The sequence below is a fragment of the Salinisphaera orenii subsp. halophila YIM 95161 genome (genome assembly GCF_003732545.1).
Taxonomy (GTDB): Bacteria; Pseudomonadota; Gammaproteobacteria; order Nevskiales; family Salinisphaeraceae; genus Salinisphaera; species Salinisphaera orenii_A.
This window is the reverse complement of the sequence record NZ_AYKF01000125.1, coordinates 1-11,554: the sequence shown is the minus strand read 5'-3', so window position 1 is coordinate 11,554 and position 11,554 is coordinate 1. Positions and strand designations below refer to the sequence as shown.

Sequence of the window (11,554 nt, the reverse complement as noted above, 5' to 3'; positions counted from 1 at the left end):
GCGGCTGCCCCGCCCCCAACGGCGCCCGCCGGCCGGCGGGCGCCGTCGAGTCGGATAGCGCTTGTCGCGACGCCCCGGCATCCCGTCCACCGGGAGCGCGGCCCGCCATCCGACAGCCAAACGGGCCCACCGGCGCATCACGAACGCCCGGCGCCGCCCTCCCCTCACGCCTGAACCCCGCGCGAGCGTCAGAGGCCGAACCAGGCCGTCAGCGCCCAGAGCGTGCCCATGCCGGCGACGATGGTGTAGAGCACGTTTCGGGTGCGCCAGGCCACGACGGCGGCCACGACCGCCGCGATCAGGCGCAGATTGTCCGGGGCCACGTGCAGCGACCCGTCGCTGACGAGCACCGCCGGCCAGATCAGCGCCGACAGCACCGCCGCCGGCACGAAGCGCAGGGCCCGGCGCACCGCCGCCGGCAGCGCGAGACGGTCGCTGGCGCCGATGAACGACCACCGCAGCAGGAACGTCAACCCGCCCGCCGCGGCGATCGTGATGCCGGTCATCAGCGGGCTCATGGCGCTTCCGGCTCCTCGCCGCGAATCCGAGCGCCGGCCATGCCCGCGGCGATGCCGGCCAGCGCGCCGGCGATTAGGCCCAGATTCCACGGCAGGTCGTGCGCCGCCACCGCCACGGCCCCGCCGGTCGCGGCCGCCGCCCAGCTCGGCGCGTCGCGCAGGGCCGGCATCACCAGCGCCATGAACGTCAGCGGGATGGCGAAATCCAGCCCCCAGGCCGCCGGCAGCCGCGCGCCGAGCGTGGCCCCGAGCACGGTCGCCACCTGCCAGCCGAACCACAGCGGCAGCGCCACGCCGAGATAGAACGCCAGCCGTCGACCGATGCCGTCGCGTTCGGCAAAGCCGTAGAGCCCGAGCACATAGGCCTGATCGGTGAGCAGATAGCCCGCCAGCGCCTTCCAGCCGGCCGAAGCGCCGCGAAAATACGGCGCGATCGAGGCGCTGTACATGGTGAAACGCAGATTGATGAAGGCCACGGTCAGCAGAATGATCGCCAGCGGCGCCCCGTCGTGGATGAGCTGCATGGCCACGATCTGCGACGCTCCGGCGAACACCACCAGCGAGAACGCGCTCGCCACGACCGCCGAGAAGCCCAGCTGGACCGCCACGACGCCCGTGATCAGCGCGAACGGCAGTACGCTCAGCAGCAGCGGGAGGACCGCCTGCGCGCCGGCGGCGAAATCCCGACCGAGGGATGAGCCTTGATTGTCCGCCATGCGCCTCCCGCTCGTTCTTGTGGCCGCACGGGCCGTCGTCCGTCCAGCCGCGCACCATACGGCGGCCGACCGGCGGCTGCATCTCCGTCGGGCCCGCAGCCTTTCCATCGAGACGCGGCGGGCACCGTCGCCCTCCGGGCGCGCCTGTCCATACGCGACGAAACCCGAGACCGGCATGCCGGCGCGACACCGCACGGCCGGAGCGATGGGGGCGTGCTCGCTACCGGGTCATCGGCACCGTGCGAGGCCGCGGTGGATCGTCGCGACAGGCCGGCCACGGCGGCGCTGTCGATGCTCGCGATGACGGCGACCTTGCCGTCACAGGTTGCGTGTCGGCGCCGCCCACGGTGTCCCGCCGCTCGTCCAAGCCAGATCGAACACGGCGCTCGCCTCGACCGGCCCGAGCAGTCGGTGCGGTCCGGCGCGGCCGATCGACTGCGCGCGAACCGATGCCCGTCGCGTCGGCGTCCCGCCGAACGAATCGTTGCCGCAGGAGCGGGCACGGCCTCCAATCGACCACCGCCCGGCGCGGACGCACGCCCGTCGGCCAACGACGAGCGCCGCCGTCGGACGCGTAGAGAATACCGCGCTGCCGTCAGCGCAGACGCCGCACGGCGGCACGGAATCCGCGCGGTACGCGCCGGAGCCGTCGCCGGGACGGAACGACGGCGCGGCCGGCGCGGCACGGATGCCGAGGGACCGGCTTCGCTTTCGGAGACGCGACCCGGGCCGCGCCCTTCTAAAACAGCCTATTCGGCGTGGCGGGCGATCACGCTCGCGATCTGCGGCATCGCCTCGGAGATCTCACGCCGGGCGCGTCCGCGTACGCGGCCGTAGGCCGAGTGGATGGTGCGGTTGTGGATGCGCTCAGCGCGGCGATCGGCCGCGATCAGCATGGCATCGGCGACCTCATCCTCGTGCGCGATCAGATGCGCACGCAGATCGTCGCCGCCTTCGGCGCGATATTTGGCGTAGCAGGGCTCGAGTGCATGCACGAAGTCGGGCGAGAGTTCGCGCACCGTGCGCTCGGTGATGTCCGGCTTGAGCTTCTGCGTCACCTTGAAGGCGGTGCGCAGGGTCATGCCCTTCTTGCGGATCTCGTCGCCGATGAGCGCGGTGCAGTCGTCCACGAAGCCGGGGAAGGTCTCCGGCGAGAGCAGCTGGGCTGCGAGCGGGCCGTCGGCCACGGCGTCGGCGGATTCGGAAGAGGTATTGCGCATGACCGCGTTCTGGATGGATGATCGCGGATGGTTCCAGAGGCGCCCGCCCGGGTCAATCACCGCCGCGGACGGGTGGCCTGCCGATCCCCTGCCGATTTCAGAAACCGCTCCGGAGGTCGATCATGTCGTCTGCACTCGTCAGCGCCGCCCGGCTCGCCGACTGGATGGCCGAACAGCGACCGCTCGTGGTGCTCGATGCCCGTGCCCGGCTCGCCGATGCGGAAGCCGGCCACGCCCTATGGGCCGAGGGTCACATACCCGGGGCCCGGCATGCCGACATGGACCGGGACCTGTCCGCACCGCCCTCGTCCGCCGGCGGCCGTCATCCGCTACCCGCCGAGGCCGACTTCGCCGCACGCCTGCGGGACTGGGGCATCACGCCCGACCGAACGGTCGTGGTCTACGACGACACGGGCGGCCAGATCGCGGCCGCCCGAGCCTGGTGGATGCTGAAATGGGCCGGTCACCCGGCCGCGCACGTGCTGGACGGCGGCTGGTCGGCCTGGCAGGCCGGCGGCTACCCGGTCGAGATCGGCGCCCCGCTGACCGATACCAGCGACTGGCAGCCGGAGTTCGACAACCGCCTGATCGCGAGCGCCGACGACGTCGCCCGGGGCGAGGCCGTGCTTCTGGACGCCCGCGCCGGCGAACGCTTCCGCGGCGAGGTCGAACCGCTGGATGCCGCCGCCGGCCACATTCCGGGCGCGCGCAGCGTACCGGGCGCATCGATGCTGGATGCGCGGGGCGCCTTTCTGCCGAGCGCCGATCTCGAACGCGCCCTGCCACGAGGCGACGACGTCATCGCCTACTGCGGCTCCGGCATCAGCGCCTGTCAGCTGATCCTCGCCCACGCCGTGCTCGGCCGCCCGCTGCCACGGCTGTACCCCGGTTCCTGGAGCGCCTGGAGCAGCGATCCGTCGCGCCCGGTGGCCACCGGGCCGGAATGACGCGGCGCGGCCGCCGGATCGGCGCACCGTGTCGTCATGCGCGTGCGTGGCGGACGCGCCGGCGGGCTCTGTCGGTTCGCGCGCCGACGTGCCGTATCGACCGCCCGGATCCTGCAATCGTCGGGCGATCGCGAAACGCGGTCCCAATCGCCTGACGATATTCCCCCGGCGCTTCAGAACGACACGTGAAACCGGTCGGCAGCGGCAAGCGCCGCGATCAAACGCTCGAACTGCGCCACCGGGATTATCGATAAGAGGCGGAATCACTGAGCACCCGCGGCTGATCATTGGCGCCCGCGTCGCTGGACGTGGGGTAGACGACGGCCCACAGACCGCGGCGGGCGTGTTGCACCGAGGCTAAAACCAGCCCGATGTTGCGGCGGCGCCCGACTCCGCAGGCCACCGGCGCTCGTCACGACCCGTCGGCAGAGCGCCGGGGCCGCCACATCGGCGGCCTCGTACAGCCGAACGTCGCCGATGCCGGGGGCCGGCGCAACGGGCATCGCGTAGCGGATCGATGGCCACCGGCGGTGCCGCCGGGCACGCCGCCCGAGCGGGGGCGCCGCGATTGGCCGATCGACATCGCTCGGCCTCGATGACGGCGGCGGGGCATCTGCGGCACGCGCTCGAGACGGCGGCGGGCGCGACGCATCGACCGCAGCACCTGACGCGGACGCCGCCCTGCCCTACAGTGTCGGTCACCGCTTGCAGAACCCGGACCCCCGAGACGCCATGGCCCGAAATCCCAACCCCCAGGGCAAGGGCGGCTCCACGGTGCTCGCCACGCTGGACGACCAGCGCGGCGCGCTCGCCAAGGTGCCGCCCAAGCACATCGAACAGGTCACCACCGAGCTGTTCACTTCGATGTTCGTGCTGGAGAGCGATTTCCGTTTCCAGCCGGTGCCCGACAAGCCCTATTATCTCTATCGCAAACCGGAAGGCTTCTGGCTCGGGATCACACCGCCGCGCATGATGCGCGAAGCCGTCGGCGGACGCTTCATCGGCGTCTGCACGCTGCAGACCGACATGACCTGGACGCTGGAGCTGGCCGAGGACGTGGCCGCCGACGCGGCCTTCATGGACTGGCTGGCAACCAAGCGTCGTGATTTCGAGGACCGCCTGGGCGAGGCCGAGACCGTCGACGACGTGCTGCCGGTCTACGAACGCCGGTTCGCTTTCTATCGCCGCGCCTCGGCGTTCGCGGTGGCGCACTCCCTGGGCCGATCGATGACGCAGTCCGGGATCAGCGGGCTGTCCTACGACGAGGCCCGCGGCCTGCTGACCCGCGAGACCAGCGACGGCGACCGCGACGCCTGACCTGGCTCTACCCGGCCTGACTTGGCCGGGCGCCATCGCGGGATGCCGCGCGCCGGTGCCGGTCGCCCATTTCTTTCGGGTCTTTCGGGGGATTCACACGCCGTTCAGCCTCCATCGTTAAATTCGTATTGAACACACAATACGAAGCGCTCACCACGCGCACTGGAGGCTGACATGACGCACACGATCCGCAACACGCTCGCCGCGGCCACGCTGTTCGCCGGTATGGGCAGCGCCCCGGCGATGGCCTTCGACGACGACACCCTGGATGCCGCGCTCGGCGGCGGCATCGGCGGCGCCCTGGGCAGTGCCATCGGAAACGAGCTCGGCGGGCGCACCGGCGCCCTGATCGGCGGTGCCGCCGGCGCCGCGGGCGGCACGATGATCACCCACGACGGCGACGACGTTTACGGCGACCGTGGCTGGCGCGGCCGGGACCACGACCGCGATCGTCGCGGCTACGGCGGCCATCGCGGCTATGGCTATCGTTACGACGACTGATGCCCGACCCGGCTGCGGGCGCCGCCCCACGCCGGTTCGGCGCCCGAATCAGGCGTGTCAGCCGGCGGCCAGGCGCTCCAGCGCGGCTTCGGTCTCGGCCCAGCCGAGACAGCCGTCAGTGACCGACACGCCGTAGGCCAGCGGCGCGTCCAGCCCCTGCCGGCCGGGCCGGAGGTGGCTTTCCAGCATGACCCCGGCGATCGCCGCCGGATCGGCGCGACGCTGGGCGATGACCTCGTCCAGCACCGCCGGCTGGCGCGCCGGGTCCTTGCCGCTGTTGGCGTGACTGCAATCCACGACCACCCCGGGCACGAGCCCGGCGGCGGCGAGCATCGACCGGGCCGCGGCCACGCCCGCCGCATCGCAGTTGGCCCCGCTGCGGCCGCCCCGCAGGATGAGATGCGTGTCGGGATTGCCCGCCGTCTCGATCCAGGCCGGCCGCCCGTCCGCGTCGCTGCCGAAGCGGGCGTGCGGGCAGGCCGCGGCCTGCATGGCGTCGCGCGCCGCGCCGAGGTCGCCGTCGGTGCCGTTCTTGAAGCCGACCGGCAGATCTAGTCCGCTGACCAGCTCACGGTGGGTCTGGGACTCGGTGGTGCGCGCGCCGATCGCCGCCCATGCCAGACAATCCTCGAGATAGTCGGCGGCCACCGGGCTCAGCAGTTCGGTGGCCAAAGGCAGGCCGAGCCCGGCGAGCTCCATCAGCAGGTCGCGCGAGACGCGCAGCCCGCGTGCGAGATCGTTGCCGCCGTCCAGCGACGGGTCGTGGAGCAGCCCCTTCCAGCCAACGGTGGTGCGCGGCTTCTCGACATAGGCCCGCATGACGATCAGCACATCGTCGGCCAGGCGATCGGCGACTGCGGCCAGCCGTCGGCCGTAGTCGAGGGCGGCCTTGGGGTCGTGCAGGGAACAGGGGCCGACGATGGCCAGCGGGCGCGGGTCGGTACCGGCAAGCACCGCGCGGATGGCGCCGCGCTGGGCCCGAATGCGTTCGGCACGGGCGGGATCCAGCGGCATCGCCGTCCGCAGCTCGGCCGGCGACGGCAGGGCGTGGACGTGGCGGCGAGCCGTGGCGGGGGCGAGTTCGGCGGCGGTGTGGCTACGGACAGCGGCGAGATGGGCGGTCATGACGACTCCTTGCAGACGGGGCGGCGCGATGCGCGCCGGATACGATCGGATGCGAGCGGTAACGGGGGGCCGGCCCCGCGCTAAATCGCCAGTTGCGGTAGTCGCCGTAGTTCATGTCATTGCTCCTTCGGTCGGGTCCGGCCGTGGCCGGAACCGAAAAAACCCCCGGTCGGGGACGCCAACCGAGGGTTTCGATGTCGCGGCAGGCGTCCTCGTCGGGGCGCCTGTCCGGGTCGGTCAGACGCCTAGCGGCTAAACCAATACCCGTAAAAATAGCCCGCACGCACGCCGTCGGCCGTGCGGCTTGCGCGCGGCGGATGCGGTGCGGAATGTCGTGCGGTCATCGCCATGTCGTTCATGCGATCGATTGATGAATCAAGACTAACGAGGCCCGGGCCGCGATACAAGCACCGCGGCCCTGGTTTCGCCCGGATCGGCTAGAACAGGCCGTGGATGTCGCCGTTGGCGTGCACGCCCATGTCGGCCGCGGCGGGCCGGCGCGGCAGGCCGGGCATGGTCATGATCTCGCCGCAGACGACGACGATGAAGCCCGCGCCCGCCGACAGCCGCACCTCGCGGATCGGAATCGTGTGGCCGGTCGGCGCGCCGCGGCGGCTGGCGTCGGTGGAGAAGCTGTACTGGGTCTTGGCGATGCACACCGGCACGTCGGCATAGCCGGCCTTCTCCAGGGCCTTGATCCGATTGCGGATCTGCTTGTCGGCCGTGATGTCCTCGGCGGCATAGATGCGCTGGGCCACGGTGCGGATCTTGTCCCACAGCGGCATCTCGTCCGGGTACAGCGGCTTGAAGTCGCTCTCGCCGCCATCGGCCAGCGCGGTGACCGTGTCCGCGAGTTCGGCGGCGCCGGCCCCGCCGTCGGCGAAATGGGTGCAGATCACCGTCTCCACGCCCTCTTCGGCGACCACCTCGCGGATGGCGGCCAGCTCGGCGTCGGTGTCGGTGTCGAAGCGGTTGACCGCGACCACCGGCGGCACCCCGAAGGCCTTGATGTTGCGCACGTGCCGCAGCAGGTTCTCGCAGCCGTCGCGCACGGCGGTCACGTTCTCGCTCTTGAGGTCGTCCAGGCCCACGCCGCCGTGCATCTTGAGCGCCCGCGCGGTGGCCACGATGACGGCCGCGGCCGGCTTCAAACCGGCCTTGCGGCACTTGATGTCGAAGAACTTCTCAGCGCCGAGGTCGGCGCCGAAACCGGCCTCGGTGACGACATAGTCGGCGAGCTTGAGCGCGGTCCGGGTCGCCATCACCGAGTTGCAGCCGTGGGCGATGTTGGCGAACGGCCCGCCGTGCACGAACGCCGGCGTGTTCTCCAGCGTCTGTACGAGGTTGGGCATGAGCGCGTCCTTGAGCAGGACGGCCATGGCGCCGTCGGCCTCCAGATCGGCAGCGGTGACCGGCTGGCGGTCCATGGTCTCGGCGACCACGATCCGCGCCAGGCGCGCCTGCAGGTCCTCGAGGTCGGTGGCCAGACACAGGATCGCCATGATCTCCGAGGCCACGGTGATGTCGAAGCCGTCCTCGCGCGGCATGCCGTTGCCGGCGCCCAGGCCGGCCACGATCTCGCGCAGGGCGCGCTCGTTCATGTCGATCACGCGGCGCCAGCTCACGCGGCGCGGATCGATGCCGAGCTTGTTGCCCCAGTTCATGTGGTTGTCGATCATCGCCGCCAGCAGGTTGTGGGCCATGCCGATGGCGTGAATGTCGCCGGTGAAGTGGAGGTTGATGTCCTCCATGGGGATGACCTGCGCGTGCCCGCCGCCGGCCGCACCGCCCTTCATGCCGAAGCAGGGGCCGAGGCTCGGCTCGCGCAGGCAGGCCGCGACGTTCCGGCCGGCCGCCGAGAGCGCGTCCGACAGACCCACCGAGGTCGTCGTCTTGCCCTCGCCGGGCGGCGTCGGGGTGAGACCGGTGACGAGAATGAGCTTGCCGTCCGGGCGGTCCGCCAGCGAGCGGATGTAGTCGAGATCGATCTTCGCCTTGGTGTGGCCATAGGGCACCATGGCCTTCCACGGCACGCCCAGCGTCTCGCCGATGTCGGCGATCGGCTTGATCGCGGCGGCCCGCGCGATCTCGATGTCGCTGGCCGGTTCGGGCCGTGGGGCGGTGGCGGTGTTGGTCGTCGCGTTCATCCTCCGAGTCTCCTTGTCTGGCCCGCCGGCGGTACCGGCGGGCGTACATCCTCAATCGCGTTCAACGCGCGCGGGTGTTGTGTACTTGGGTGCGCGCTGTCGGGCTAGCCCTCGCCCGCGGGCACGGTCAGCCCCTTCTGGGCACAGGTGGCGTGCACGGTGTTGTGCAGCAGGCAGGCGATGGTCATCGGGCCGACCCCGCCCGGCACCGGGGTGATCGCACCGGCGACCGCCGCAGCCTCGTCGAAGGCCACATCGCCGACGAGCTTGCGCTTGCCCTCACTGCCGTCGTCGACCCGGTTGATGCCCACGTCGATGACCGCCGCGCCCGGCTTGATCCAGTCGCCGCGCACGAACTTCGGCCGGCCGACCGCAGCCACGAGAATATCGGCCTGGCGGCAGACCGCGGGCAGGTCACGGGTCTTCGAATGCGCGATGGTCACCGTGCAGTTCTCCCGCAGCAGCAGGTTGGCCAGCGGCTTGCCGACGATGTTCGAGCGCCCGACGATCACCGCGTGCCGCCCGGCCAGGTCACCGTCCAGCGTGTGCTTGAGCAGCAGGCTGCAGCCCAGCGGCGTGCAGGGCACCGGCGGGTTGCCGCCGCTCCACAGTCGTCCGGTGTTGACTTCGTGGAAGCCGTCGACATCCTTGTCCGGATCGATCGCGGCGATCACCGCGGCGTCCGAGATCTGCTCGGGCAGCGGCAGCTGCACGAGGATGCCGTTGACCGCCGGATCGCGGTTGAGCCTGTCGATGAGCTCGAGCAGTTCGGCCTGGGACGTGTCGATATCCAGATTGTGCTCAAACGACTGCATGCCGGCTTCCAGGGTCTGCTTGCGCTTGTTGCGCACATAGACCTGGCTGGCCGAATCCTCGCCGACGAGCACCACGGCGAGCCCCGGGGTCACGCCGTGTTCGGACACGAGTGTGTGCACCTGACGGCCGACGCGGGCGCGGATGTCGGCCGCGATCGCCTTGCCGTCGATACGCGTGGCGGTGGTGGTGTTGGTAGTCATCTGCCCTCTGCGTTCAAATGGCCCGCGAGCGCACCGACCGGCGCGGCTCGCGCAAACGACAGGAGTCTACCGGTTTAGGCGCGCGGTTCCGAACCGCGGCGCGTCGGCGCAACGCCCCCGTCCGCCGCGCCGGTGCGGCTGCCGGCGCGTTCCGCGGCTGCGGCGGCCATGCGCGGACGTCTCGCGCGGGCCGGCTAGCGGCTGCGTCCGGCCCGGAGCCATCCGCGGCCGGGCGGCACGTGTTATCACGCGTCGCCGTCGCGCCGCAGGTTGACCACGACGAGAATCACGCCGGCGCCCACGGCGGCCAGAAACCACTGCGACGCATAGGCGTAGTGGCCGAACGGCGACAGCCCCACCAGATCCTCGTCCCAGTCGCGAACGAAGCCGTGCGGATCGGCCGGGTCCAGCAGCAGCAGCCCGTCGACGACCGGCGCCTCGTACTGACAGCGCACCGTGGCCGCGCCCGGATAGCTCAGATCGCGCGGCCAGCCACGGGCCTCGCAGGCCTGCTGCACGCCCCACTGCAGCGGCGGCTGCGGAAAGCTGCGCCAGAACCCCTGGATCCGGACACGGCCCCCGGGCGCGGGCGGGTCCGGACGCGTGTCCCGCTCCCGATCGGGCACCCAGCCACGATCGACCATCACGCGGATGCCGCCGTCGAGTATCATCGGCGTCCACACGCGATAGCCGACCGTCTGCCCGTGCATCTGATCGCGCAGCAGAATCTGGTGAGCGCCGTCGTAGCGGCCCTCGGCGAGGTAGCGCCGACCGTATTGGAGATCGGCCACCCGGGCATCGCCCTCGGCGGCGGCACGCTCGGGCCGCATGCGCGTCAGCCCGGCCTCGCGCGCAGCCTGCTGCGCGGCCACCAGGCTTTCCTTGTAGTGCGCACGCTGGATCTGCCAGGCGCCCAGCGCCGAGAACAGCGTCGCGGCGATCGCGAACAGCAGCAGGCCCCACCAGGGCGGCGCGAAACGATAGCGGCCGATTTTCATGAGCGGTCGGTCAACGGCATGGGCATCGGAAAGCGGCGGCACGGCGACGATCGCGCCGACAGTGACGGCGAACGTACCGATCGAGGATACGCCTGCCGGCGCGGATCGTTGCAGCCGCGTCCGGCCGCGCCGGGCAATCCGTGCGCCGCCAGCGGCGACCTCGTCCCCGCAGCGCACGGCCGCGGCCTCCGTACAAATCCGCGTTGACCGGTGTCACCGCGGCTGCTGCGATCGGGCTTCATTCAACCATCGGACACGACCCATGGCACACGACCCCACCGATATCGCCGGCTATCTCGACGGCGCGAAATTTCCGGCCACGGGCGGTGAACTGGCCGGCGTGGCCGCCGGCAACGGCGCGCCGGAAGACGTGCTCACCCGTCTGCGCAGCTTCGAGGGCCGGCACTTCGAGGATGCCAACGCCGTCGCCCAGGCGCTCACCCAGGGCCGCGACTGACGTCGACCGTCGCGGCCGGCCGCCGGAAATAGCCGACGGCCGGCCGTAACCGACCGGCATTGCGACGGCCGTCAGTCGTGACGCGTGAGCTTGTCCAGGATGCCCATCGCGAACGCCGAGATCACGAACGTCATGTGGATGACCACGTACCAGAGCAGGTGCGACTCGGCGACGTTCGGGGTGTTCATGAACACCTTGAGCAGATGGATCGACGATATCGCGACGATGGACGAGGCCACCTTGTTCTTGAGGCTGGTGTAGTCCATGCGTCCGAGCCAGCCCAGCTTGTCCGTCTCCGAGGCGAGGTTGAGCCGCGAGACAAAACTCTCGTAGCTGGACAGCATCACCATGACGATCAGCCCGCCGACCAGCGCCAGGTCGATGAGCGTGAGCACCAGCAGCACCAGATCGGTCTCCTTGATGGAGAATATCTGCGGCATCACGTGCAGCACTTCCTGAAAGAACTTCAGGCCCAGCGCCAGCAGCGCCAGACTCAATCCCAGATAGATCGGCGCCAGAATCCAGCGCGCGGCGTAGATCAGCCGTTCCATCAGGATCTCGATTCGTGTCCCCATGCTCACCTGGCCCTCAT

Annotated in this window: 12 protein-coding genes; 4 read left to right on the top strand and 8 right to left on the bottom strand. The window is 70.8% G+C overall.

Going from position 1 to position 11,554, the window contains the following annotated elements:
• Positions 1-188: 188 nt before the first annotated feature.
• From SAHL_RS15535 to SAHL_RS15525, 3 genes are all read right to left on the bottom strand, one after another.
• On the bottom strand, positions 189-518 hold the full coding sequence (locus tag SAHL_RS15535; RefSeq protein ID WP_123592336.1) for an AzlD domain-containing protein: 330 nt from the start codon (positions 516-518) through the stop codon (positions 189-191).
• A complete protein-coding gene (locus SAHL_RS15530; RefSeq protein ID WP_123592335.1) occupies positions 515-1,234 on the bottom strand; it encodes an AzlC family ABC transporter permease in 720 nt (239 codons plus the stop codon). The genes SAHL_RS15535 and SAHL_RS15530 overlap by 4 nt, the downstream gene beginning before the upstream one ends.
• Before the next feature lie 749 nt (positions 1,235-1,983).
• Positions 1,984-2,454 carry a DUF6918 family protein gene (locus SAHL_RS15525; protein WP_123592334.1) on the bottom strand — a complete coding sequence of 157 codons (471 nt, stop codon included), beginning with the start codon at positions 2,452-2,454 and terminating at the stop codon, positions 1,984-1,986.
• 122 nt (positions 2,455-2,576) lie between these two features.
• Between SAHL_RS15525 and SAHL_RS15520 the strand changes: the two genes are divergently transcribed.
• The 3 genes from SAHL_RS15520 to SAHL_RS17905 all read left to right on the top strand — a co-directional run bounded on the left by SAHL_RS15520 (position 2,577) and on the right by SAHL_RS17905 (position 5,219).
• Positions 2,577-3,401, top strand: coding sequence for a sulfurtransferase (locus SAHL_RS15520; protein ID WP_123592333.1), 825 nt, complete (start codon positions 2,577-2,579; stop codon positions 3,399-3,401).
• A 732-nt stretch (positions 3,402-4,133) separates the two neighbouring features.
• Positions 4,134-4,718 carry a DUF2452 domain-containing protein gene (locus tag SAHL_RS15515; RefSeq protein WP_123592332.1) on the top strand — a complete coding sequence of 195 codons (585 nt, stop codon included), beginning with the start codon at positions 4,134-4,136 and terminating at the stop codon, positions 4,716-4,718.
• 174 nt (positions 4,719-4,892) lie between these two features.
• Entirely contained in the window at positions 4,893-5,219 is a 327-nt protein-coding gene (locus SAHL_RS17905; protein WP_221177998.1) for a glycine zipper domain-containing protein, read from the top strand.
• A 57-nt stretch (positions 5,220-5,276) separates the two neighbouring features.
• Here the strand turns inward: SAHL_RS17905 and SAHL_RS15505 are convergent, their stop codons facing one another.
• From SAHL_RS15505 to SAHL_RS15490, 4 genes are all read right to left on the bottom strand, one after another.
• On the bottom strand, positions 5,277-6,344 hold the full coding sequence (locus SAHL_RS15505) for a 3-deoxy-7-phosphoheptulonate synthase (protein ID WP_123592331.1): 1,068 nt from the start codon (positions 6,342-6,344) through the stop codon (positions 5,277-5,279).
• A gap of 437 nt (positions 6,345-6,781) precedes the next feature.
• Entirely contained in the window at positions 6,782-8,491 is a 1,710-nt protein-coding gene (locus SAHL_RS15500; protein WP_123592330.1) for a formate--tetrahydrofolate ligase, read from the bottom strand.
• 104 nt (positions 8,492-8,595) lie between these two features.
• Positions 8,596-9,507, bottom strand: coding sequence for a bifunctional methylenetetrahydrofolate dehydrogenase/methenyltetrahydrofolate cyclohydrolase FolD (gene folD, locus SAHL_RS15495; protein WP_123592329.1), 912 nt, complete (start codon positions 9,505-9,507; stop codon positions 8,596-8,598).
• Positions 9,508-9,752: 245 nt separating this feature from the next.
• Entirely contained in the window at positions 9,753-10,505 is a 753-nt protein-coding gene (locus SAHL_RS15490; protein WP_123592328.1) for an SURF1 family protein, read from the bottom strand.
• Between the two features lie 262 nt (positions 10,506-10,767).
• Here SAHL_RS15490 and SAHL_RS17900 point away from each other — a divergent pair, with 262 nt between their 5' ends.
• The gene (locus SAHL_RS17900; RefSeq protein ID WP_184947758.1) at positions 10,768-10,962 is read left to right on the top strand and encodes a DUF2795 domain-containing protein; all 195 of its coding nucleotides are present in this window, start codon (positions 10,768-10,770) and stop codon (positions 10,960-10,962) included.
• A 71-nt stretch (positions 10,963-11,033) separates the two neighbouring features.
• Here the strand turns inward: SAHL_RS17900 and SAHL_RS15480 are convergent, their stop codons facing one another.
• Positions 11,034-11,525 (bottom strand): TIGR00645 family protein, encoded by a 492-nt coding sequence (locus SAHL_RS15480; RefSeq protein ID WP_123592337.1) that lies wholly within the window; start codon positions 11,523-11,525, stop codon positions 11,034-11,036.
• Positions 11,526-11,554 lie beyond the last annotated feature (29 nt).

What these genes read in the sequence shown, in the direction of transcription:
- SAHL_RS15535 (WP_123592336.1), bottom strand. Translation starts at nt 518, where the DNA reads ATGAGCCCGCTGATGACCGGCATCACGATCGCCGCGGCGGGCGGGTTG.
- SAHL_RS15530 (WP_123592335.1), bottom strand. Translation starts at nt 1,234, where the DNA reads ATGGCGGACAATCAAGGCTCATCCCTCGGTCGGGATTTCGCCGCCGGC.
- SAHL_RS15525 (WP_123592334.1), bottom strand. Translation starts at nt 2,454, where the DNA reads ATGCGCAATACCTCTTCCGAATCCGCCGACGCCGTGGCCGACGGCCCG.
- SAHL_RS15520 (WP_123592333.1), top strand. Translation starts at nt 2,577, where the DNA reads ATGTCGTCTGCACTCGTCAGCGCCGCCCGGCTCGCCGACTGGATGGCC.
- SAHL_RS15515 (WP_123592332.1), top strand. Translation starts at nt 4,134, where the DNA reads ATGGCCCGAAATCCCAACCCCCAGGGCAAGGGCGGCTCCACGGTGCTC.
- SAHL_RS17905 (WP_221177998.1), top strand. Translation starts at nt 4,893, where the DNA reads ATGACGCACACGATCCGCAACACGCTCGCCGCGGCCACGCTGTTCGCC.
- SAHL_RS15505 (WP_123592331.1), bottom strand. Translation starts at nt 6,344, where the DNA reads ATGACCGCCCATCTCGCCGCTGTCCGTAGCCACACCGCCGCCGAACTC.
- SAHL_RS15500 (WP_123592330.1), bottom strand. Translation starts at nt 8,491, where the DNA reads ATGAACGCGACGACCAACACCGCCACCGCCCCACGGCCCGAACCGGCC.
- folD (WP_123592329.1), bottom strand. Translation starts at nt 9,507, where the DNA reads ATGACTACCAACACCACCACCGCCACGCGTATCGACGGCAAGGCGATC.
- SAHL_RS15490 (WP_123592328.1), bottom strand. Translation starts at nt 10,505, where the DNA reads ATGAAAATCGGCCGCTATCGTTTCGCGCCGCCCTGGTGGGGCCTGCTG.
- SAHL_RS17900 (WP_184947758.1), top strand. Translation starts at nt 10,768, where the DNA reads ATGGCACACGACCCCACCGATATCGCCGGCTATCTCGACGGCGCGAAA.